This is a genomic window from Ensifer sp. LBL (genome assembly GCF_050435225.1).
Lineage (GTDB): Bacteria > Pseudomonadota > Alphaproteobacteria > Rhizobiales > Rhizobiaceae > Ensifer.
Genome location: NZ_JBNDJY010000011.1, coordinates 20,325 through 43,601 on the forward strand (window position 1 = coordinate 20,325; position 23,277 = coordinate 43,601).

Sequence of the window (23,277 nt, forward strand, 5' to 3'; positions counted from 1 at the left end):
CGTTGGAGCGATGCTCGCACGCCCTATGACTGCGCTGCAGCCTGGAAGGCAATAGCCAGCTTGCGGACCGCCCCCTCGATCTCGCCTGGCGTATAGGCAGCAAACCCCATGAGAAACCCGGGCTCGGGCTTGCCGCCGGCGTAAAGCGCCGACAGTCCCATGATCTCGATCCCCACACGTCGCGCGGCATCGACGGCCACGGCCTCCGAGATCGCGCCCGTCAGTGCGCACGGCATCTGCAGGCCGCCATCGGGCACCCGTGCTTCAAGGAACTGTGGCAGATGTTTTCCGACGAGCGTCGCCATAAGGTCGAGCCGGTCGGCGTAGATTCCGCGCATGCTGCGCACATGGGCGCCGAAATGCCCACCTTCCATGAACCGGGCAAGCGTCAGCTGCGCCATCGGCGCGGAGTGTCCGTCAAGCAGCGTGCGCGCCACGGTCATCGGCTTGACCAGCTCGGGCGGCAGAACGGCGTAGCCGATCCGGAGGCCGGGAAAGAGCGATTTGGTGAAAGTTCCGATGTAGATGGTCCGGTCGTGCGGATCGAGGCCCTGGAGACAGGCCGTCGGTTTGCCGGCGTAGTGGAATTCGCTGTCGTAATCGTCTTCGATGATCCAGGCCTGATGGCGGCTGGCCCATTCGATCAGCGCCAGGCGGCGATCGAGCGCCAGCGTCGCCCCGGCCGGGAACTGGTGCGAGGGCGTCAGAAACACCGCCTTGACCTTGCGTGTCTCCGCCTTGATCTGGTCGACGGCGATGCCGTGGCGGTCCACGCGGATCGGCACACATTCGAGCCCCGCCGCATCGAACGCCTTGCGTGCGCCGTAGTAGGCCGGATCCTCGATGAAGATACGGTCGCCGGGATCGAGCAGCATGTTGGCGCACAAGGTCAGCGCCTGCTGCGAGCTGGTGAGGATCAGCACCCGTTCGGCCGTGGCACGGGCGCCGCGCTCAAGGTTCACATAGTCGGCAATGGCACGGCGCAGCTCTTCGATCCCTTGCGGGTCGCCGTGAAGCAGCGCCCGTCTGCCGGTTTCGCGCAGGACCTGCCGTCCGAGGCGCTCCCAGAGCGCGAGCGGAAAACTGCGCGTCTCCGGCACGCCATGGGCGAAGGGGCGCGGCAACAGCTGCTCGCTGACGCCGCCGCTGCCAAACATGGCATTGCCGCGCCTGCTCAGGGCCGGCGCCTGGTTGAGCGACTGCGTGCGTCTTGGAGACTGGCGCCTGCCGGGCGCAAACTCCGTCACCTCGGCCACGAAGCTGCCGCTGCCGACGCGCCGGTCGATGAAGCCTTCGGCATGAAGCTGGCCATAGGCCGCTTCGATCGTATCGCGCGACACGCCGAGAGATTTGGCCAGCGCCCGCGAAGCCGGAAGCGGCTTTCCCGGCCCAAGCGCACCGTCGAGGATCAGCTGCCGGATCGCCCGCTGGATACGCCCATGAAGCGGCATGCCCGCCTGGGCGGGCTGGGCAATCCATGCCTTCACGGACTCGAGTTGGGAATGCTTGAACAAATGGTCTGGCCAGATTGAGAAAAGTGGATGGGTATATCGGGCCAATGACTGGCTATTTGTCAACGAGGCCTTCCAGTCCTCCCCGAAAATTCAGGAGCCCGATAGATCATGACCTCCCATGTCTCCCCGTCATCCCTTCGCTTCAACGATCTTGCTCATCCCATCGTCGCGGGCCTGATCTCCGTCATCGTCAATTATGGCGGCACCTTCATCCTGGTTTTTCAGGCTGCGAAGGTGGCTGGGCTCAGCCCCGCGGTGACGGCGTCCTGGGTCTGGTCGATATCCATCGGCGTCGGACTGACAGGGCTCTGGCTGAGCTGGCGCTACCGCGAGCCGATCATCACCGCCTGGTCGACGCCGGCCGCAGCCTTTCTCGTCACAGCGCTTGCGACCACGCCCTACGCCGAAGCCATCGGCGCCTACATGATCTCGGCCCTGGCTTTCGTCGCGCTCGGGCTTTCGGGCTATTTCGAGAAGGTCATCCGGCTGATCCCGCCCGGCATCGCCGCTGGCCTGCTCGCCGGCATTTTGCTGCAGTTCGGCATCGGCGCATTCGGCGGCGCAAGCGTCGACCCGCTGCTCGTCGGCCTGCTGATCGTCGCCTATGTCGTCCTGAAGCGCTTCTCCGCCCGCTATGCCGTGGTGGGCATTCTCGTCCTCGGGCTCCTGTTCCTGCTCGCAAAGGGCCGGGTCGACCTGTCGGGCCTGAAGCTCAAGTTCGCGGCCCCCATTTTCACGATGCCGGAATTCTCACTGAACGCGCTGCTTTCGGTCGCATTACCGCTGTTTCTGATCACGCTGACCGGCCAATACATGCCGGGAATGCTGGTGCTGCGGAATGACGGCTTCAAGACCAGCGCGAACCCGATTGTCACCGCGACGGGCCTCGGCTCGCTGATCATGGCGCCTTTCGGCTCGCACGCCTTCAACATCGCGGCAATCACGGCGGCGATCGCCACCGGCAAGGAGGCCCATGAGGATCCGTCCCGGCGCTGGATCGCGGGTATCGCTGCGGGCTTTTTCTACGTGCTCGTGGGCGTGTTCGGCGTCACGCTTGCGGCCGTGTTCATGGCGTTTCCGGCAACCTTCATCACTACGCTTGCGGGCCTTGCCCTGCTCGGCACGATCGGGGGCAGCCTTGCGGCAGCGACAGCCGACCCGGCCTCCCGCGAAGCGGCGCTCATCACGTTCCTGGCCTCCGCCGCCAACATCAAGTTGCTCGGCATCGGCGGGGCCTTCTGGGGTCTGGTGATCGGCCTTCTCGCCTATATCGTTCTGAACGGCCGCCTGCCGCAGCGCCGCGGGAACAAGCTGTCCTTGAGCGAGGGCGCAACGAAGTGACGGCACGACCGGACCCAGCCGCATTTTGGCGACCGCATCCGTGATGCGTGGCCCTATGGTGGGTCTGGGTCCGTCTCGCCGCCCCGCCCTTCCAGGAAGATCGGCAAGGTCCACCACGATAAAACCAAACGTCTCGGCGGATGGCGGCAAGTCAGGCCGCCATCCGCCGCCCACAGGCGAAGTCACAAAACGCCAATCGCTTTGGCGCGACCAAGCCTCACCATCCTTGACGCCAAGGTCGCCGCAGCGCTCGCAGCGAACAGCCTTTGACACCCTCGCCGGCTCAGATGCAAACGCCAGGTTGTTGCCGCTGGACAAGAGAAACGTAACGCTATAACACAACGAACGTTACGTTATTACATTATAGGAGATTTCATGTCCCGCTCCGGTTTGCCCGCGCTTTTTGCCACGACCATTCTTGCGACCCTCGCCTTTCCGTTGACCTCCCATGCCGAGGAAGAACAGCAGCGCGAGACCTGGCGTTTGTTCATTGCCGACCACACCAAGCCCGTGGTCCGCGCCATCGATCTGGAAACGGACAAGGAAATCGGCCGTTTCGACCTTGAGGGCTACGCCGCCCTTTCGTTGAGCGATACCGGGCGCACGGTCTTTGCCGTCCAGGGCGAACAGAACCTGATCCATGCCATTGACACCGGCATCGCCCTTTCCGATCACGGCGAGCACCGAGACATCGAAGTCAAGGAGCCAAGGCTTCTCGAGACGACGATCCGCGGACAAAAGCCGGGCCACGTGGTTGCCCATGGTGACGATCTCGCCATCTTCTACGACCGCGGCGGCAAGTTCGATCTGCTTGGCGAAAGCGCGCTTCTGGACGGCAAGGCGGAACTCAAGGCTTACGACACGACCGCCGCACACCATGGCGTCGCGGTCTCGACCGGCAACCATCTTCTCGTTTCGGTCCCGAACCTCGAAGCCCCGGTCAAGGAAGGCGAGCTTCCCCCTCGCCTGGGTCTGCGCGTCCTCGACAAGGAAGGCAAACAGGTCGGCGATGTCGCAACCTGCACGGGGCTCCACGGTGAAGCAACGTCCGCACGTCTGGTCGCCTTCGGTTGCGCCGAGGGCGTCCTGGTCGCGCGTCCGGGCGGGCTCGACGGCCCCAAGCTCGAGATGCTCGCCTATGGCGACAAGCTGCCGGAAGGCAAGGTCTCGACCCTGCTCGGGGGCACCTCGATGCAGTTCTTCCTTGGGAACTACGGAGAGGACAAGGTGGTGCTGGTCGACGCCGACGCGAAAGAACCCTACCGCCTCGTCGAACTGCCGCTGCGGCGGGTCGACTTCATCCTCGATCCGGCAAAGTCACGCAACGCCTACATCCTGACGGAGGACGGCAAACTTCACCTGCTCGACGTCGTGGATGGCGTGATCACCAAATCGGAGACCGTCACGGAACCCTATAGCAAGGATGGCCACTGGCGCGACGCAAGGCCCCGCCTGGCCGTCGCCGGCAACCACCTCGCGATCACCGATCCGCGCCAGAGCCTGGTACGCCTGGTCGACACGGATACCCTGAAGGAAACCCGCACCATCGCGGTTGAAGGACACCCCTTCGCGATCGTCGCAGCCGGCGGATCGGGTGCAACCCACTAGGAAACACAGGCAATAAAGTCTGGGCGCCGGCCGAAGGGCCGGTGCTCATCAGCAGGAGAGCCGACTGAATGCCCACGATCGCTCGGCCTTTGCTCTCGAAGGGCCGGCACACTCTCTAACTGTCCGACCGAAGTGCACCGACCGGCCGCCCCGAAAGTGCTCGTCCGGCACAAGACAGACTTCGAACAAATGTCGATTTCCTAGAGCCACCAGTCGATCAAGGGCGACTGTTCGGCGTGGTCGATCGCCACACCCGACCGCAGTGCCACCGAACAGCAATCTCCCCACCCGCTCTCCCAGCAGCTTAAGAAGGGAGACCAATGCTCGGCGAGCATTCACGGGTGCCTGGCGCCACACCCCACTCGCCCCGCCAGCTTCAGCGCGCCGACCACAGGTGGGTCACGCACGAGAAACACGATGAGGCCGTATCGCTCCCGGATGAGGCGGCTCACATGGCTGAAGAACCGGGCCTGGCTTTCCAATAGGCCGCCTCCGGCAAAAACCGGGCCGGGTGCGCCGCGTCGGTGAAGCCTGCCGACCAGATCTGCAAGACTGGACGCCCCGTCCTCCAGAACGCGCCCGGCGATCCTGGAGCCACGTGCTGCAACCTCGAAGATCGCCGGCACGTGGCATGCCAGGGAAGCCGCGGAAGGTGCCTCCGCCAGCCGCTCGTTCGCGCGCAGAAGTCTTGGGATCGCCAAGCTCTCCATCAGCGCCTGCGAAAGCAGGCGATCCGGCATTCCAAGGTCCTCGGCGGCGAGCGCCTCCTGAAGGGCGCGCCGGACCAAGCCGGCCCCGCCGCCGTCATCGCCAATGAGCCATCCCCAGCCGCCGGCCGATATCAGCGTGCCGGCGCGGTCTCTCGCGACAGCAATGGACCCCGTTCCGGCAATGAGCGAAATGCCTCGCCCATGGCCTGCAGCCGCAAGCAGCTCTGCGTCGTTCACGACCCGGATGTTCCACCCCGTCACATCACAAAGCGCGGTCTCGCAACGGCGGAGTGCCTGTTCGTCGTTGCAGCCGTTCGCCCCCATGACAACCCTCGACGGCGTAACCCCGTCGAAGGTCGCCTCCACGAGGCGCTTCAACCGAAGGCAATCCTCGTCGGAGTAGCTGGCGTGCCTCCAGGCAACCGTCGGAACCTGATGATCGACCCGAAGGACCCCGTCGTGAGCGATCATCCAGCGCGTCTTGGTGCCGCCGACATCGATGCCGAGAGCGACTTCGGGCGCCCGCATCAGATGTGTTGCCCGAGGTTTGCACCATCGCCGACGGCAACGACACCCCCGATGATCACCGACTTCACGTTGAGATCACTGTCGAGCACCACGAAGTCCGCCAACTTGCCCGTCTCGATGCTTCCGATGTCGCCGGCAGCGCCAACCAGTTCCGCAGGCGTCAGCGACGCCATCCGAATGACCGAAGGCAGATCGCGTCCGACGGCATGAGCCATCGTTCGAACCATCCGGTCCATCCCGTGCATGGAACTTGCAAGGCTTCCATCGGCGCCTCTGACCGAATTGCCGTCGCTGAACACCCAGGTGCCGTCATCTTCCGAGCCGAACCTGTACTTGCCGGGAGGCGCATCCATGGCGCGGTTCGCGTCCGTAACCAGGCAGGTCCTTTGCGGGCCGATCATCTCGAAGGCGAAGCGCAGGAGATCGTCGGAGAGATGGATTCCATCAGCGATCACCTCGGTGCTCATCTCGTCGTTCATGAGAACGTATTGTTCCATGCCCGCCTGCATCGGCGTGCCAAAGCGCTGCCGCAACGACGACACGGAGCTCATTGCGCACCAAAAGTGATCGACATGCCGCATGCCACGTGCAAACGCCGCCTCCAGCTCGCCCCATGCCGCATTCGAGTGGCCGCAGGTGATGAAGCAGCCTTGCTGGCGCGCAAACTCGAAAAACTCGAGCGCGCCTGGCAGCTCGGATGCGCATGTCGCGATCCGGACGATCTCCTTGGTCAGGAAGTATTCGTACTCTTCCCGAACGGGATCCCGGCGGCCTTCCTTAGAATGGACCCCAACCTTGTCCTCGGCGAAATAGGGACCGTAGAAGTGCACGCCGGAGATCCGGGCACCATCCGAGGGCAACCAATTCGATTGCACGTTTTCGCACGATTTGATCATCGCATCGAGTTGCTCGAACGATCCGGTGGTCGTCGTCGGGAACACCGAGGTGGTGCCATGTCGCGCATGGGCGCGATTGACCGTCCTTACCGCTTCAGCCGTGCCATCCATGTAGTCTGCGCCCGCGGCCCCATGGATGTGGATATCGACAAAGCCCGGGCAAATAAAGTGATCGGACATGTCGAGTACGCTCGCGGTCTCGCCAGGTTCCAAATCGGCCGCAACATTCGCAATGCGACCACCGCGACATTCGACCACCGCGTTTTCCAGAACCCTGTTCGGGAGGACGACATTTCCTTTGATAGCCAAAGCGCTCATCACATAATCCTTGTTGAGATCTTGTGATTCCTGTATATGCACGAATACGTACAATCGTGCAATCTGGATGGAGCAGGAAATTGGAATCGACCCCGGACGAGCGCCGAAAATTCATTCTTGCTGAACTGCAGTCAAAGGGCCGCCTTTCCACCGCCGACCTGGCAGAGCGCTTCTCGCTTTCGGAGGACACGGCGCGGCGCGATTTTCGGGAACTGGCAGCCGACGGCCTGATCAAGCGCGTTCACGGCGCTGCCCTCCCGGTGACGCCCGGTGAACAACCCTTCCAGGGGCGATACAAGATTGCCAGGGACGTAAAGACGAAGCTTGCACGCATCGCCGCCGAGATCGTTTTGCCCGATCAGATCATCATGATCGATGGCGGAACCACCAATCTCGAGCTTGCCAAGCATCTGCCACTGGACTTGAGGGCAACAGTCATCACCAACAGCCCAACCATTGCGACGGCGACAGCCGAACACCGAAACCTCGAGGTCATCCTTCTCGGCGGGGTCTTCGACAAGCGGAGCCAGATGACCTTGGGCGCGCGTGTCCTCGAGCAGATCCACGCCCTGAGCGCAGACATCTGCTTTATCGGCGTTCATGGTCTCCATGAGGAATACGGCCTGACCACCGCCGGCTATGACGAAGCGGCGGTCAAAGCCGCGATGCTGCAGGTGTCCGCCGAGGTGGTCGCGATCGCGACACCTGACAAGATCGGAACCGTCGGCGCCTACAAATTTGCCCCGCTCTCGGTGGTCGATGTTCTGGTGACCGACCGCAGTGTCCGCGACAACCCGACGCTGGAGAAAGTCAGCGCCAAGGTCTTAACGGATTAGTTTGCGCGGCCTTTTCCCAACCTTATACCCCGATCCGTCATTTTAAGGCTGCCTTAAGGTAGCGGCTTGATCGCTCCGCCCTCGAATGAAGACGAGGACGCAAGTACGATGCGGAAAGCAAGTTTGCTGGCACTGGTTTGGGTTTTGATTGCGGCGATCCTGCCGGCCCGGGCGCTCGAAGCGCCCCTGCCGATGGATCAGGCCTTCGTGCCTGCAATCGCCAGGCAGGACGACGGCCGGCTGGCGATCACATGGACGATCGCCGACGGCTACTATCTCTACAGGGACTTCCTGGCAGCAGAAGATGAGGGCAATCAACCGATCGCCCTGCAGACCGATCCGGGCACCGTCAAGGACGACCCAGGCTTTGGCACGACCGAGGTCTATTATCGGAACGCTTCGGCCCGGATCGCCGATGCGCCTCAAACCGTTCGCCTCACCTATCAGGGCTGCCAGGATGGCGGGCTGTGCTATCCGCCGACAACGCGGACAATCGATACCGCCGCGATGACCATCAGCAAGCCGGCGGGTGGCTTTGCCTTTGCGCCTGCCAAGGACGCACGCCCCGTGGAAGCGACGGACGCAGGGTTTTCCATCGCAGCTGACGGCGGCGAGACGGCGGTCGACCGACTGATGACCGGGGGCGGGCTTGCGCTGCTTCTTGCCGGCTTCCTCGGCTTCGGACTGCTGCTCGCCTTCACGCCCTGCGTCTTCCCGATGTATCCGATCGTCGCGGCCATGCTCACGCGCGAGGGAAAGGGACTGACCGCGGGACGCGGTTTCGTGCTCGCATCCGCCTATGTGCTGGCTCTGGCATCCGCCTTCGGTCTCCTCGGCATCGCGGCCGCATGGTCGGGGCAGAACCTGCAGATCGTGCTGCAATCACCCGTCGCGATCGGCGTGGTCGCGGCACTGTTCGTGCTGCTGGCGCTCTCCAGCTTCGGGCTCTTCGAGGTCAAGCTGCCGGCAGCGATCGGTAACCGCCTGAGCGGTGGCCGGCAGAAGGGCGGTTCGGTCGGTGCTGCCGCCCTGCTCGGTCTTTCCTCCGCTTTCCTCATCGGCCCTTGCGTCACCGCGCCGCTTGCCGGCGCTCTCCTCTACATTGCCCGGACAGGTGACATTGCGGTCGGCGCACTCGCCCTTTTCGCCCTTGGACTTGGCAAGGGCATTCCGCTGATCATCATGGCGACGATCGGCGGCAAGGCGCTGCCGCGCGCCGGTGCTTGGATGGAACGTGTCCGGCACGTCTTCGGCTTTGCATTTCTGGGAACGGCGATCTGGCTTGCGACGCCACTGGTGCCGGAGCGCTTCCTCCTCCTGCCCTGGGCCGTGCTGGCCCTTGCTTTCGGCATCTACGCGGGCACTTTCGACGGGCTGCGCCCGACGCGCGGCTATGGCGTGCTGGCGCGCTTGACCGCTGTCGTCTCGCTCATTTGGGGCGGTCTCCTGCTGGTGGGCTTCGGCCTTGGAGCCAGCGATCCGCTCACCCCGCTCGGTCCGCTCAAGGGGGCAGCGAGCGTTGGGCAGACAGCCACCATCCAGAAGTCGGACTTTACCAAGGTCGGCTCGGCCGGTGCACTCTCCAGCCTTCTCGACACCGCAGCCACCAACAGGCAACCGACCCTCGTCTATGTCACCGCGGACTGGTGCGTCACCTGCCGCACGATCGAACGCTCCGTGCTGACGGCGCCTGATGTCGTTGCCGGCCTCAACGGGGTCCGGCTGGCAAGCCTCGACGTCAGCACCCTCGATGCGGAGAACGGCGCGCTGATGCGCTCACTTGCCGTCGTCGGCCCGCCGACCATGATCTTCTTCGACCGCAGCAAGGAGGAGGCACCCGGTACACGCCTCGTCGGCGAAATCACGTCCGCCTCGCTTGCCGAGGCGGCACGGATCGCCAAGGGTGGTTCGCAATGAACGCCGTCGCGATAGGTCCCTTCGCCTTTTCCGCCGATCGCTTTTCGGTGATCGTCGGCCTGGTCGTGTTCATGCTGATCGGCTCTCTCCTTGCTTCGCGCGTCGACAACCGGCTTGGCAGCTTTACGACGACGGCCACACTCTTGGGCGTTGTCGGCGCGCGGGCGGGGCATGTGCTCGCCCATGCCGAGAGCTTCCTGCAGGAGCCGTTGCGCGTTCTCGCCATCTGGCAGGGCGGTTTTTCCCCGACAGGCGGCCTCCTCGGCGTTCTCCTCGCCGCGGTGATCCTCTGGCGAAAAGCACCAAAAGCCGCACCTTGGGCGATCTTGCCGCTCGCTGCCGGCCTCTTCGTCTGGGTCGTCGTTACAACCCTCACCGATAGCGGCGCGGCACCCCGTGCGCTGGAAACGTCCTATGCCGTGCTCGCACGGGACGAGACCCTTGCCATCGCCGAGCGCAAGGGCCGGCCTGCGGTTCTCAATCTCTGGGCAAGCTGGTGTCCGCCCTGCCGGCGGGAAATGCCGATGATGGCGGGGATGGCGGAAGGCAATCCCGAGGTCGACTTCCTCTTCGCCAACCAGGGCGAAAGCCGCGCTGCGATAGAATCCTATCTGCGCCAAACCGGCGTCGTCCTGGAAACCATCCTACTCGATCCCTTCTCGGACCTATCCCGGCACTACGGCGCGATCGGCCTTCCCGCCACACTTTTCATCAATCCGGACGGTACGCTCGCCGCGACCCATCTCGGCGAAATCTCGCGCGAGGCAATCGCCGAACGGCTCGCCGCCTTTTCATCTGAAGACAGGAAGCAGACAGAGTGATTGCTCCAGCCTTTCCGACTTCCGCCGTTTGCCTGCGCGGCATGGTCCTTGCCATCGCCACACGCGCCGTCGCTTTCGGCGTCACCCCATTCGCACAAGGAGAAATCTGATGCTCACCCGCAGAACCGTCCTGACCGCCACGGTCGCGACCGCCGCCGCCGTGCTTGTCGGAGGCCGACCATCCTTCGCCCAGCAATTGACCAAGGAGGAAGTGTTTTTCGACAAGGACGCGCCCGTCCTCGGCAATCCGAAGGGTGATGTCACCATCGTCGAGTTCTTCGACTATCAGTGCCCCTACTGCAAGAAAGTGCATCCGACGGTCGAGAAGGTGGTCAAGGCCGACGGCAACGTGCGGCTCGTGCTGAAGGACTGGCCGATTTTGGGCGAGGCCTCTGTCTTTGCCGCGCAGGCGGTGCTTGGAGCCGCCCAGATCGGCAAGTACCAGCCGGCGATGGAGGCACTGATGAAGACCAAGGCGAGGCTGTCGCAGGACGACATCGAGAAAGCGCTGATCGGCGCCAGTCTTTCGATGAAGGAGCTGACCGCAGCCGTGAACACCCACAATGCCAAGATTTCCGGACTGCTCGACCGCAACTACAGTCAGGCACTCGCCTTCAATTTCGCTGGTACACCATCCTTCGTCATCGGTTCGGCAATCATTCCCGGCGTTCTGGATGAAAAAGGACTGAAGGACGCCATCGCCAAAGCGCGGGGCTGAAGCGCGAACGTGCTGCGCTTACCGGACGCGGCTACAAAATGCGGCCAAGGGCCGTTTGCGCGCGACATGACCGATTGAAAGGGTCGCGCGCCGAGAGGTTCGGCCGGGGGTAGTTCGCCGACCGCTCCAAATGGACCAGGAATGCCACCTCATAGGCCGCCTTGCCGCGGCCTATCTGAGTGAAGACATCCTTAAGCGGAGAATTTCACCGTTACGCCGCGCTGCCGAAAGTATGCCTGCATCAGCTTCCGTCCGGAACGGTTGTTTTGCACGAGCCTGGTCGGATCGAAGACGGCCTCTTTCAAACCAGCCCGCGTCAAAGCTGCCTTGAGGGTCGCGATATGAAGATCGATGTCGGCATTGTCTGCCTGCAGCGATGCGTAAATGCGATCTGTTGCCTCTGCTACGGTCGGTTCGCTCACTCTACACTCCTGTTGCTGTCTGCCGGCGTTCGGCACGCCTCTCGGCTTGGCCCTATTTGCTGGCGCCGCCAACGTCAATCGCGAGACGGCAAAATGTGCTTCCGGAAGAGCGCAACAAGGCCGTAGAGCAGGTTATCGAAGATGCCGGTTTGACGCCTCGACGAAGGCTTCGAAAACACGAGCGCCCGGATGGCTGTCCGCATCCAGCATTTCAGGGTGCCATTGCAGCCCCATGGCAAAGGTCTGCGAGGCGACCTCGATCGCTTCGACCACTCCATCGGGGGCTCGGGCAGTCACGGTCACGGCATCGGAGACCTCGACGATCGCCTCACGATGAAACGTGTTCACGGCGAATGTTTCGACGGCGAGGATGTCGGCCATTCTGGTGCCGGCTACGATGCTGACGTCATGCGAGAAATTGGCCTGGTCGTGATTGAGCGCGCCGGGCCACGACGAATGGACATCGGAAACCATCCGGCAACCGTTGAGGCAGCCGAGCATCTGCATGCCGTTGCAGATGCCGAGCACAGGCTTGTCGCGGGCAAGGAAGCTCTCCATCAATGCCATGTCGACGGCCAGTCGATCCGAGGGCGGATACTGGGATTGGTCTCCTTCGACATACCAGCTTTTCGGAAAGTTGATGCGGCCGCCGACGCTTAGGAACCCGTCAAACTCCTCGACGACCTGGTCGACGAGATCGGGAATATAGGGAATGCCGAAGGCAAAGGCACCGGCGCGGCGCAGAGCGGAGAAGTAGTTTCTCGAGACGTCATAGCGTCCGCCGCCCGCACTGGTGTTTTCATCCATGATCACGGCGATCTTCGGCATGCGTTTCATTGGCTCATCCTAGATTTCAAAGATTCCACGCTCGGATGTCGAGCAACCTAGCCCATCTTTGCAGCAGGGCGGAACGGGCCTTCGCTCAACACATTCCATCGTTTAGGCCAAAGCCATCCGAACCCGATGGTTTCTGCCAATCTCGATCAGTTCGGACCGCACGGGAGCAGTAAAGACATCCGGCGCGGTGCTGCCATCGGAAACGAAGCTGCGGCCGGCAAGGTGCGGCACGGCGGCGTCGCTCGCCTGCCCGGCCGCCGGCTTCAACGCCGCATCCGGATCGGGAATGGCGGCAATCAGCCGGCGCGTGTAGGGATGAGTGGGCGCTTCGAAAATCTCGCGCCAGCCGCCCTCTTCCACGACTTCACCGAAATACATCACCAACACCCGGTCGCTCATATGCTCCACCACGCTCAGATCGTGGCTGATCATCAGATAAGAGAGGCCGAGCTTTTCCTGAAGGTCGAGCAGGAGATTGATGATCTGCGCGCGGATCGACACGTCGAGGGCAGAGACCGGTTCATCGAGCACGACGATTTCAGGCTCGAGGATCAGCGCGCGGGCAATACCGATGCGCTGGCGCTGACCGCCGGAGAATTCGTGCGGATAGCGCCCGGCCTGTTCGGGCGTCAGGCCGACGTTCTTCAGCATCGCCTCGATGCGGCCCTCGATCTCCGAGGCGGCGGTAATGCCGTGCAGCCGCAGCGGTGCGGCGAGCGAGGTGCGCACGGACTGGCGCGGATTGAGCGAGGCGTAAGGGTCCTGGAACACCATCTGCACCGCCTTCGCCCGGTCCATTCGGTGCGGCGCGCCAGGCCCCGCCAGCGGCTGACCGCGATAGCGGATCATGCCCTCGGTCGGTTCCTGCAGGCCGAGGATGGAAAGCGCAGTCGTCGACTTGCCGCAGCCGGATTCGCCGACGATCGACAGGCATTCGCCCTTGGCGAGCTCGAAGCTGATGCCGTTGACGGCGTGGAGCGTACGTCGTCCTTTGCCGAGCAGGCCACCGCCGGAAATCGGGAAACGGACGTGGAGATCGTCCACCTCTAACAGCGGAGCGGTCATGGCTGGCTCCCCTCCAGTTCACGGGGCATGATAAAGCGGCTTTCCGTCAGCTTCGAGCGGTCGTCGATGATGCTGTCGATATCGACGAGCCGCTGCCGCCCATGCTCGCTGCGGCTGCCAAGGCGCGGCAGAGCACCGAGCAGGCCGCGGGTGTATTCGTGCTTCGGGCTTTCAAAGAGCGCCCGCGTTTCGTTCTCCTCGACGAGGCAGCCCGAATACATCACCCCGACGCGCTGGCAGATGCTGGCGATGACGCCGAGGTCGTGGCTGATGAAGAGAACGGCCGTGCCGCGTGCCGCACAGAGTTCCTTGATCAGGCGCAGCACCTCCGCCTGCACGGTCACGTCGAGGGCCGTCGTCGGCTCGTCGGCGATCAACAGGTCCGGACTGCAGGCAAGCGCCATCGCGATCATCACCCGCTGACGCAGTCCGCCGGACATCTGGTGCGGGTAGTTCCTGGCACGCCGATCAGGATTGGGCACGCGCACGTTCCCGAGCGCTTCAACGGCGAGCTTTTCGGCTTGCGCCCAGCTTTTTCCCTGATGCAGCACGAACATCTCGGCGATCTGTCGCCCGACCGTCGAAAGCGGGTTCAGTGCCGTCATCGGTTCCTGGAAGATCATGGCGATACGGTTGCCGCGCAGCCGCCGCATCTCACGCTTCGGCAGTGCCAGCAGGTTCTGCCCCTTGAACAGTATCTCGCCGCCGGTGACGGCGAGAGGCCGTTTCAAAAGGCCCATGACGGCAAGCGACGTTACCGATTTACCAGAACCGGATTCGCCGACGAGGCCATAGGCTTCGCCGGGCATGATCTGGAAGGAGACGCCCTTGAGCAGCGGATGGTGGCTGGAACGGCCGAGCGAAACGCCAAGCTGGAGGTCCTTGATGTCGAGAAGCGGCGCGGTCATGGCTTGCGCGTCCTCATATGCGGATCGAGGCTGTCGCGCAGTCCATCGCCGAGGAGGTTGAAGCCGAGCACCGAAAGAAAGATGGCAAGGCCGGGAAAGAGCGCCGCCCAGGGGGCGAGCTGGATAAGTTGGCGGGCATCGGTCAACATCGAGCCCCAGCTCGGGAATGGCGGCTGGATGCCGAGCCCGAGGAACGAGAGTGCAGCTTCAGACAGCACCGCCGAGCCCATGCCGAGCGTCGCCATGACGAGGATCGGCCCCATCATGTTCGGCAGGATTTGTGTGAACATGATGCGCAGGTCGCCATAGCCCAGCGTCTGGGCCGCCTGCACGTAGCCCTGCGATTTCAGCGAGAGCGTTGAAGACCGGGCGATGCGGCAGGTCCAGCTCCAGTTGGTGAGACCGAGCGCGATCAAAAGCGACGGCAGCCCGGGGCCGAGCACCGCCATCACGGCAAGCGCGAAGATCAGCGAGGGGATGGCGAGCATGACGTTGGTCAGGCCGTTGACCAGGTCGTCCCACCAGCCGCCCCAATAGCCTGCGGTCATACCGAGCGTGACGCCGATGATCGAGTTGATCACCTGCGACACGATGCCGACGGTCAGCGAGATCTGCGCGCCGTAGAGAATGCGGGTATAGACGTCACGTCCCTGCGCGTCCGTGCCGAACCAGAAGGTGGCGTCCGGCGGCAGTTCGGAATTCATCAGGTCCGCATCGAGCACCGGGTCGAAGGGTGCGATCCAATGGGCAAGGAGACCGGCGAAGATAACCAGCGCCGTCAGCGTCGCACCGAGCCAGAAGTTGAAGCCGAGGCGCATGGGCGTCACTCCTGCTTGATGCGCGGATCGATCGCGGCATAGACCAGATCGACGGCGGTATTGATGATCAGGAACCACAGCACGATGACGAGGATCGTGCCCTGCACCACGGGAATGTCGCGGATCGCCACGCTGTCGACCAGGAGCGAACCGATGCCCGGCCAGGCGAACAGCTTTTCGATGACGACGGCCTGGCCGATCAGCGAGCCGAACTGCAGGCCGACCGTGGTGACGATCAGCACCAGCGCATTGCGGGCCACATGCCAGCGCACGACCTTCGCCTCGCTCATGCCCTTGGAATGGGCGGTGCGGATGAAATCGGCGTTCAACACGTCGAGGACGCCGGCCCGCGTGGTGCGTGCAAGCAGCGCCAGCGGTGTGACGCCGAGGGTCACGGCCGGCAGGATGAGATTCCTAAATGAGCCGTCGCCATAACCGAAGCTGGGCAGCCAGTTCAGTTGCAGCGCGAAGAGGTACATCATCAAAAGGCCGAGCCAGAATTGCGGCATGGAGAGGCCCGAAACCGCGCCGATCATCGTCACGGTATCGAGGATCGAACCGGGCCTGAGTGCTGCAAGAAAGCCGAGCGGCACGCCGACGACGATGGCAAAGACCATGGCGGCAACGGCCAACTGAAGCGAGGCGCCCATGCGGTCACCGATGAGGTCGATGACCGGCTGGCGCGTGCGGAAACTGGTGCCGAGATCGAACTGCGCGAGATCCGTGACATAGGTCACGAAGCGCTCCATCAGCGGCTTGTTCAGACCGAATTCCTCGTTGAGGCGAGCGATCATTTGCGGATCGGCGGCGCGCTTGCCGTCAGCAAAGAGGCTGGCCGCGAAGGTACCGGGGACGACGGAGAAGATAACGAAGATCAGCAACGCCACCACGACGATCGTCGGGACGACCTGCAGAATGCGGCGCAGGGTAAAACGAAGCATGAGCGGTTCCATTTTGGCCACCCGGATGGGTGGGACAACTGATGTGTGGGGCGGCCGAAGCCGCCCCGAACCTCTCAAGGGCTATTTGCGTGCGTCCGGAGCCGTGTCGTCGATCCAGATCTCGTCATAGGGCTGGACCGCCAGTTCCGTGGCGTTCGGGACAAGGCCGTGGATCCAGGGCTGGTAGGCCATGACCGCCTTGTTGTAGTTGAAGAACCAGACCGGCGCATCGTCCTGCACGATGTTGTTGGCCTGGCGAAGCAGATCGCCCTGCTTGGCCGGGTCGCGTTCCTGCTGGGCCGCCTCATAGAGCTTGTCGAAATCCGGGCTCGAATAGCTCGCGTAGTTGCAGGCCGACTGCGCCGTCTTGGAATAGAAGCAACGCAGCGCATTGAGCGGGTCGGGACCGGACAGGTTCGACCAGATGAAAGCCTGGAAGTTGTTCGACGTCACGGCATCGCCAAGCGCAGAGCTTTCGACCGGTTTCGGCTTCACGGTGATACCGACCTTCTTCAGCATCGGCAGGATGGCTTCGACGATCGGCACGCCCCAGCTTTCGTTCGGGCTCGCCGTCACTTCGAATTCGAAGCCATCGGCATAGCCTGCTTCCGCCAGCAGAGCCTTGGCCTTCTCAGGATCGAAGGCGTAGGGCGCCTTGTCCTTGTCGAAGGCCGGCGAAGACAGCGGCAGCCAGCCGGAAGCCGGGTAGGCCTTGTTCTTGACGAGCCGTTCGATGATCAGCGGCGCGTTGATCGCATGGTTGATCGCCTGGCGGACCCGCTTGTCCTTGAAAGGTTCGAAGGCCGGGTTGAAGCCGATGTTGCGCGTATAGACCTCGGCAACTTCGAGCAGGTGGTCCTTGAGCGCGTCCTCACCCTGATAGGCCTGGTACTGGGTAGGCCCGAGGATGGAGACATCGATTTCCTTGTTGCGGAATGCGACGTCGCGCGCGGCGTCCTCGGCCATCAGCACGATGTTGATGCGGTCGAGATAGGGCTTGCCCTCCTCGTAGTACTTGTCGAACTTTTCGACGACGACCTGCGAACCCGGCACGTGTTCCTTGAAGACGAAGGCGCCGAGGCCGACGGGGGTCTTGGCGAAGCTCGATTCATCCTTGACGTCAGACGGATAGATTACCGTCGTGTTCTGCATCAGCGGGAATCCGGGGTTGATCGGTCCGGTATAGGTGATCTCCAGCGTGTGGTCATCGATCTTCTTGAGACCGGAAATCTCCTCGGCCTTGCCGGCGATGAACTCATCCGCACCCTTGATGACGGCAATATAGCTTGCACCCGGGAAGGCGTTCTTCGGGTTGGCGATGCGCTTGTAGCTGTAGATGATATCGTCGGCCGTCAGCGGCTTGCCGTTGTGGAAGACGGCATTATCGCGCAGGCGATAGGTGTGCGCCGTACCGTCCTCGGACACCTCTTCCGAGCTTGCGAGTTCCAGCACCGGCTTGTTCTGGATCGAATCCCAGCTGTAGAGGGCGCGGTGGATCGCCTGGGTGATGAATTCTTCCTGCGTGTTCGGGCTTGCCTGAACATCAAGCGTAGCGAAGCTCGAGCCATAGGGTGCGGTAAAGACGAGCGTTCCGCCGTGGCGTTCACCCGCAGCCAGCGCTCCGGTTGCCACCCCGAGGCCGAGCATTGCGGCCAATGTCAATCTTTTCAGCATGCTGTTTTCCCTCTCGTGCCGTTTTCGGCTTTGTGTTGGTCAGTCCGGCAGGCCGTCAGCGCGCGTCATGCACGACGCGACCTGCAAGCAGGGTCATCAGGCAGCGTGTGCCTGAGAGGATGGTGTCCGCCGGTGCTTCCAGCAGGTCGTTGTCGAAGACGGCAATGTCGGCCCATTGGCCCGGCACCAGTTTGCCCTTCACGCCCTCGGCCTTCTGCGAATAGGCGCCGTACTCCGTGTAGGCCTGCAACGCTTCCTCGCGGCTCAGCTTCTCCGTCTCCACCATCACGGTGCCCTTGCCGGTCTTGCGCGTGATCATGGCGTGAAGGTTCGGGAAGGGGTCGGGCGAGCAGACCGGCGAGTCCGAGCCTGTCGAGGGCTTGAGGCCCATGCGCATCCAGGTGCCGATCTGGTAGGACGCCTTGCCGCGCTCATCGCCCAGCACCGAGATGTAGCTGTCGCCGAAATCGTGGATGAAGGCCATCTGCGGCGCGGGCAAGATGCCGGCCGCCTTCATGCGCCGATCCTGCTCGGGGCTCGAGAAGCCGCAATGCTCGATGCGATGACGCCGATCCGGATCGGGATTGGCGGCCAGCGCCTTTTCATAGGCGGTGATCAACTGCTCGATCGCACCGTCGCCGATCGCGTGGCAGGCCATCTGATAGCCGCGGTCGTGGCAGGATTTGACGATCGCCTCGACGTCGGCATCCGGCAGCATCTGCACGCCGAGATTGTCGGGCTCGCCGAGATAGGGCTTCGTCATCCAGGCGGTGCGCCCGCCGGCCGAGCCGTCGAGGAAGATCTTCACGGCACCGACGCGCAACAGGTCGTCACCCGCGCCGGAAATAAGCCCCGCCCGCCAGGAATCCTCGACGATCGAGACGCCGGGATCGCCCAGCAGCGTCAACCAGACGCGCACCGGCAAGCGGCCGGAAAGCTTGGCCATCTCATAGGCCTGGATTTCGGCAAAGCCGGCGAGCTGGCCGACCGCCGCATCCATGCAGCTGGTGATACCGAGCGACAGAAGATAGCGCCCTGCCCGCTCGATGCCGTCGATCAACTCCTCCGTCGTCACCTCGGGAATAGCCGTCTTGATGAGGTTCTGCGCGTTTTCCGCCAGGAATCCGTTGAGGCGGCCGTCCGTGGTGCCGATCACGCCGCCGTCAGGCACCGGCGTCGCCTCGGTGACACCGGCCAGGCTCAGCGCCAGCGAATTCGCGATGGCCACATGGCCGCAGGCGCGCGTCAAGAGCACGGGATGATCCGGCACGGCGCGGTCGAGCTCCTCGCGGGTCGGATGCCGGCCGACATCGAGCTTGACCTGATCATAGCCCCGCGCCCGCACCCAGGCGCCTTTCGGCGTGGCGGCCGCGCGTTCGGCGAGCTTTTCCATGAGGGCGGCAAGTGTCGGCGCGGCGGCAGGCGTCGCATCGACCCAGCCCATGGTGATGCCGGTGGAAATCAGGTGCAGGTGATTGTCGATGAGACCGGGGCTGGCAAAACGGCCTTCGAGATCGATCACCTCGGTATGCGGCCCCTTGAGGCTCGCCATCTCGGCATCGCTGCCGGTTGCCAGAACCTTGCCCTGCCAGATGGCAACGGCCTCGCTGGTCCCCTCCTCCCTGCCCCGCCAGATACGGCCGTTGTGCAGAATAAGATCAGCGTGAAGCTGGAAGGCCATTAACAATCCCCCTTTTGTTATCAGCTTGATTTCGTGAGCCTCCTCGCTGCCTCGAAATCAAAACTGTTTGCCTTGGGTGCAACGTGGAAGGTTTGTCGGGGTTTGGCTAATTCGCTTTTAGCAAAGGCTGATGCAATATCGGCATAGCGATTTCTTTCCAAGGACTTATGATCCCCTCGGCTGCAACGCAGGGGAGATCTGGGCATGGAGATCAAGTGGCTGGAGGACTTCGTGACGCTTGCCGACACATCGAGTTTTTCGCGCGCTGCCGAGTTGCGCAACGTGACTCAGCCTGCCTTCAGCCGTCGCATCAAACAGCTGGAGCGCTGGCTCGGCGCAACGCTGATCAACCGCGCCACCATGCCGGCGGAACTGACGTCGGCAGGTCGCAATTTCCTGCCCATCGCACAGGAGGCAATCCGAACCTTCTATGCAGCACGCGAGTCGCTGCGCCCGTCGCACGAAGAAGGCCTCATCCGCTTTGCCGCGCTCCATACGCTGACGGTAACGATCTTCCCGGGCTGGCTCAAACTGCTGGAAAATGCAGGTGGCGCCTTCAGCACCTCGCTGATGCCCGACCGCGGCGGCATCGAGGCCAATCTTGACGCCCTGATCGGCGATGAGGCGGATTTCTTCCTGACCTATGCGCATTCGGAGGTGCCGTTCCATCTCGACCGCGCACAATTCTCGTCGTTGACGATCGCCCATGACCGGCTGATCCCGCTCGCCGCGGCAAAGGTCTCCACCCCCGACGGCACGCTACCGGGACTGCACATCCTCGACCGGGCCGTGGCGCAGCCGCGGCTCTCCATTCCCTATCTGAGCTACGGGTTCAATTCGTTCTTCGGTGTCGCCCTTTCGCGTCTCATGCTGCGGCGCCCGCCCTTCCGGCGTCGCACCACGCATGAAAACACGATCAGCGCAGGGCTGATGAACATGGCCATGACAGGTGCCGGCGTTTGCTGGCTGCCCGAAAGCCTCGCCCGCGACGCGATCGATGCCGGGGCTCTGGTACCCGCTTCCGCGGATAAGGGCTGGAATCTCGACCTCGAAATACGCCTCTACCGTCACGCCGCAACGCGCAGCCGCAGGGTCGAAGATTTTTGGCAGACGGCAAAGCTCCTGCTGGAACGCGAGCCCGCCTAGACAGGCTCGCGGAAAGACCAACACGCGCAATTCGCCGCGTTGCGGGAGATAGTCTAAATCTTGACCTTCAGCGCACGCGGATCGTAGGCCGACGCCAAATGCACCGTCGCGGCATAGCGAACGCCAGCAAGATCGATCTCGAAGCGCTCCCCCTCGAGGAAGGTTTTGTCCACGCCTCCAGGGTTTTCAAGCAGACCGAGTGCGACCGAACGCCCAAGCGTGTGACCGTAGGCGGCAGAGCGGACCTCGCCGACCGGTTTTCCCGCACGCAGGATCAGTTCACCGCCCCAAAGCATCGGCAAGGGATCGTCGAGCGTAAACTGCACGATGCGGCGCGACTGCGTGCCTTTGGTCTTTGCAGCCACGAGCGCGTCGTGGCCGACGAAGCCGTCGGGTTTTCCCAGAGCAACGGCAAAGGCAAGACCGGCCTCGTAGGGGTTGATGTCGGGTGTCAGTTCGCGGCTCCAGGCGCGATAACCCTTCTCCAGCCGCAACGCCTCAAGCGCATAGTAGCCGCAATCCGTGAGGCCGAACGCGCGACCGACCTCGTGCAGCGCCTCGTAGACACCGACGGCGAATTCTGTCGGCACGATCAGTTCCCAGCCGAGTTCGCCGACATAGGTCATGCGGTTGGCGAAAGCCGTGGCGTAGCCGATATCGATCTCGCGGATGGTCGCGAAGGGAAAGCCCTCGTTCGAGATATCGGCCGAGGTGAGCTTCGCGAGAATGTCGCGCGACTTCGGCCCCATCAGCGCCAGGACTGCATAGGACGACGTCACGTCGGTCAAAGTCACGTGGGCGTCCGCGGCAAGGTTCTTGCGGATCCAGTCCGCATCATGGACCGCTTGGGCCGAACCTGTAATCAGCAAGAAACGATCGGCGGCAAGTCGCATGACGGTCAGGTCGCTCTCGTAGCCGCCCCGGGCGTTCAAGAGGCCGGTGTAGACGGAACGGCCGATCTCGCCGTCGATGTCGGCAGCGCAGATGCGATTGAGCGCCGCTGCCGCATCACGCCCCTGGACAAGCAGCTTGGCGAAGGAGGTCTGGTCGAAAATGCCGGCAGCGTCGCGCGTCGCCTTCATCTCCCGCCTGACCGCTTCATGCCAGTTCTGCCGACCGAAGGAATACGCGGTCACCGGGCGCTCGCCTTGCGCGGCAAACCAGTTGGCCCGTTCCCATCCCATTTTCGAGCCGAAGCACGCGCCCTTGGCGGCAAGGCGATCGTAGAGAGGCGAGCGGCGGAAGGGGCGCGCCGTATCGAGCTCCCGATTTGGCCAGGGCATCGCATAGTGCAGGCCGAGCGTTTCCTTGACGCGGTCGTGCAGCCAACGCGGATTGTTGTTGAAGCCGGCGAAGCGACGGATATCGACCGGCCAAAGATCCATGGTCGGCGCGCGGTTGACGATCCACTCGGCAAGCGCCCGACCTGCCCCGCCGGCGCTGGCAATGCCCATGGAGTTGAAGCCAGCGCCGACGAAAAAGTTCTTCAGTTCCGGCGCCTCGCCGAGAATGAAGTTGTTGTCCGCAGTAAAACTCTCCGGGCCATTGTAAAACTTCTTCACCTCTGACGTCGCAAGTTGCGGCACGCGCTGCAGCGCATTGTGCATCAGGATTTCGAACTGGTCCCAATCGTCAGGCAGAAGCGCGAACTCGAAATCATCGGGAATGCCGGCCATGCCCCAGGGCTTGGCTTCCGGCTCGAAGCCGCCCATGACGAGCCCACCGACTTCCTCCTTGAAATAGATGTATCCATCAGGATCGCGCATGACAGGCAGATCCGGATGCACGCCCTCGATGCGGCCGGTGACGATATACATGTGCTCGGCCGAGTGCAGCGGCACGGTGACGCCACACATCTGGCCGACCTTACGTGCCCATTGTCCGGCGCAGTTGACGACGATCTCCGCGGCAATGGCGCCCCGATCGGTTTCAACGCCGGTGACGGCGCCGTTCTTGGTCGAAATACCGATGACCCGGACGCGCTCGATCACCCGCGCGCCGCGATTGCGTGCGCCCTTGGCGAGCGATTGCGTGAGGTCTGTCGGATTGGCTTTGCCGTCGCCCGGCAGCCAGACGGCGCCGACGAGATCGTCGATCGCCATGACCGGCCAGAGATCCTGCGCCTCCTTCGGCGAGATCACCTCGATCGCCACACCTTGTGCACGGGCCGAGGCCGCCGTGCGTTTCAACAGGGTCATGCGGTCTTGCGTGCGGGCAACCGAGAGCGAGCCACAATTCTTCCAGCCGGTGGCAAGTCCGGTTTCGGACTCCAGCTCGCTATAGAGCTTGGTCGAGTATTTGATCAGACCCGTCATGTTGGCGTGGCTGCGCAGCTGACCGACGAGACCGGCCGCATGCCAGGTCGTGCCACCGCTCAATTGACCCTGCTCCAGCAAAACGACGTCGTTCCAGCCAAGCTTGGTCAAGTGATAGGCGACCGAGCAGCCGATGATACCGCCACCGACGATGACGACCTGTGCCTGTGTTGGAAATTCCTGTGCCATGAAACGACCTCCCGAACCCATGGAAGGCCGCACGGTAACAAAATGCAGGCAAAGAACAAGACATAAAGTTACAA

At 63.1% G+C, this 23,277-nt stretch carries 19 protein-coding genes; 7 read left to right on the forward strand and 12 right to left on the reverse strand.

All coding sequences use genetic code 11. The annotated features are described in order from the left end of the window. Nucleotides 1–23 precede the first annotated feature (23 nt). Nucleotides 24–1,514, reverse strand: a complete 1,491-nt coding sequence (locus OKW20_RS30330; RefSeq protein WP_429178215.1) for a PLP-dependent aminotransferase family protein — start codon at nucleotides 1,512–1,514, stop codon at nucleotides 24–26. 108 nt (nucleotides 1,515–1,622) lie between these two features. Between OKW20_RS30330 and OKW20_RS30335 the strand changes: the two genes are divergently transcribed. Beyond that, a complete protein-coding gene (locus tag OKW20_RS30335) occupies nucleotides 1,623–2,855 on the forward strand; it encodes a benzoate/H(+) symporter BenE family transporter (protein ID WP_429178217.1) in 1,233 nt (410 codons plus the stop codon). A gap of 375 nt (nucleotides 2,856–3,230) precedes the next feature. Continuing rightward, the gene (aztD, locus tag OKW20_RS30340) at nucleotides 3,231–4,463 is read left to right on the forward strand and encodes a zinc metallochaperone AztD (RefSeq protein ID WP_429178219.1); all 1,233 of its coding nucleotides are present in this window, start codon (nucleotides 3,231–3,233) and stop codon (nucleotides 4,461–4,463) included. Between the two features lie 335 nt (nucleotides 4,464–4,798). Here aztD and OKW20_RS30345 read toward each other — a convergent pair whose 3' ends face one another. Next, the gene (locus OKW20_RS30345) at nucleotides 4,799–5,701 is read right to left on the reverse strand and encodes an N-acetylglucosamine kinase (RefSeq protein WP_429178221.1); all 903 of its coding nucleotides are present in this window, start codon (nucleotides 5,699–5,701) and stop codon (nucleotides 4,799–4,801) included. After that, nucleotides 5,701–6,915, reverse strand: coding sequence for an N-acetylglucosamine-6-phosphate deacetylase (locus OKW20_RS30350; protein ID WP_429178223.1), 1,215 nt, complete (start codon nucleotides 6,913–6,915; stop codon nucleotides 5,701–5,703). Before OKW20_RS30350 ends, OKW20_RS30345 begins: the two co-directional genes overlap by 1 nt. 80 nt (nucleotides 6,916–6,995) lie before the next feature. On the opposite strand from OKW20_RS30350, the gene OKW20_RS30355 reads away from it, so the two are divergent. From OKW20_RS30355 to OKW20_RS30370, 4 genes are all read left to right on the forward strand, one after another. Beyond that, nucleotides 6,996–7,751, forward strand: a complete 756-nt coding sequence (locus OKW20_RS30355) for a DeoR/GlpR family DNA-binding transcription regulator (protein WP_429178225.1) — start codon at nucleotides 6,996–6,998, stop codon at nucleotides 7,749–7,751. 123 nt (nucleotides 7,752–7,874) lie between these two features. Further along, a complete protein-coding gene (gene dsbD, locus OKW20_RS30360; protein WP_429178227.1) occupies nucleotides 7,875–9,668 on the forward strand; it encodes a protein-disulfide reductase DsbD in 1,794 nt (597 codons plus the stop codon). Beyond that, complete coding sequence (locus OKW20_RS30365; RefSeq protein ID WP_429178229.1) at nucleotides 9,665–10,489, forward strand: prolipoprotein diacylglyceryl transferase family protein; 825 nt, start codon at nucleotides 9,665–9,667, stop codon at nucleotides 10,487–10,489. The genes dsbD and OKW20_RS30365 overlap by 4 nt, the downstream gene beginning before the upstream one ends. Nucleotides 10,490–10,598: 109 nt before the next feature. Continuing rightward, a complete protein-coding gene (locus tag OKW20_RS30370) occupies nucleotides 10,599–11,207 on the forward strand; it encodes a DsbA family protein (protein WP_429178231.1) in 609 nt (202 codons plus the stop codon). 191 nt (nucleotides 11,208–11,398) lie between these two features. Here the strand turns inward: OKW20_RS30370 and OKW20_RS30375 are convergent, their stop codons facing one another. From OKW20_RS30375 to OKW20_RS30410, 8 genes are all read right to left on the reverse strand, one after another. Further along, the gene (locus OKW20_RS30375; protein WP_192448382.1) at nucleotides 11,399–11,629 is read right to left on the reverse strand and encodes a hypothetical protein; all 231 of its coding nucleotides are present in this window, start codon (nucleotides 11,627–11,629) and stop codon (nucleotides 11,399–11,401) included. A gap of 132 nt (nucleotides 11,630–11,761) precedes the next feature. After that, on the reverse strand, nucleotides 11,762–12,466 hold the full coding sequence (locus OKW20_RS30380) for a gamma-glutamyl-gamma-aminobutyrate hydrolase family protein (RefSeq protein WP_429178234.1): 705 nt from the start codon (nucleotides 12,464–12,466) through the stop codon (nucleotides 11,762–11,764). Nucleotides 12,467–12,568: 102 nt separating this feature from the next. Beyond that, complete coding sequence (locus OKW20_RS30385; protein WP_429178236.1) at nucleotides 12,569–13,531, reverse strand: ATP-binding cassette domain-containing protein; 963 nt, start codon at nucleotides 13,529–13,531, stop codon at nucleotides 12,569–12,571. Continuing rightward, a complete protein-coding gene (locus OKW20_RS30390) occupies nucleotides 13,528–14,439 on the reverse strand; it encodes an ABC transporter ATP-binding protein (protein WP_429178238.1) in 912 nt (303 codons plus the stop codon). The genes OKW20_RS30385 and OKW20_RS30390 overlap by 4 nt, the downstream gene beginning before the upstream one ends. Continuing rightward, nucleotides 14,436–15,257, reverse strand: a complete 822-nt coding sequence (locus tag OKW20_RS30395) for an ABC transporter permease (protein ID WP_043620630.1) — start codon at nucleotides 15,255–15,257, stop codon at nucleotides 14,436–14,438. Before OKW20_RS30395 ends, OKW20_RS30390 begins: the two co-directional genes overlap by 4 nt. A gap of 5 nt (nucleotides 15,258–15,262) precedes the next feature. Continuing rightward, nucleotides 15,263–16,198, reverse strand: a complete 936-nt coding sequence (locus OKW20_RS30400) for an ABC transporter permease (RefSeq protein WP_043620668.1) — start codon at nucleotides 16,196–16,198, stop codon at nucleotides 15,263–15,265. A gap of 81 nt (nucleotides 16,199–16,279) precedes the next feature. After that, nucleotides 16,280–17,872, reverse strand: a complete 1,593-nt coding sequence (locus OKW20_RS30405; protein WP_429178241.1) for an ABC transporter substrate-binding protein — start codon at nucleotides 17,870–17,872, stop codon at nucleotides 16,280–16,282. 55 nt (nucleotides 17,873–17,927) lie between these two features. Further along, nucleotides 17,928–19,553 carry an amidohydrolase gene (locus tag OKW20_RS30410; RefSeq protein WP_429178243.1) on the reverse strand — a complete coding sequence of 542 codons (1,626 nt, stop codon included), beginning with the start codon at nucleotides 19,551–19,553 and terminating at the stop codon, nucleotides 17,928–17,930. A gap of 204 nt (nucleotides 19,554–19,757) precedes the next feature. Between OKW20_RS30410 and OKW20_RS30415 the strand changes: the two genes are divergently transcribed. Next, entirely contained in the window at nucleotides 19,758–20,699 is a 942-nt protein-coding gene (locus OKW20_RS30415; protein ID WP_429178245.1) for a LysR family transcriptional regulator, read from the forward strand. A 53-nt stretch (nucleotides 20,700–20,752) separates the two neighbouring features. Here OKW20_RS30415 and OKW20_RS30420 read toward each other — a convergent pair whose 3' ends face one another. Beyond that, nucleotides 20,753–23,203 carry a GcvT family protein gene (locus OKW20_RS30420; protein ID WP_429178247.1) on the reverse strand — a complete coding sequence of 817 codons (2,451 nt, stop codon included), beginning with the start codon at nucleotides 23,201–23,203 and terminating at the stop codon, nucleotides 20,753–20,755. Between the last annotated feature and the right edge of the window lie 74 nt (nucleotides 23,204–23,277).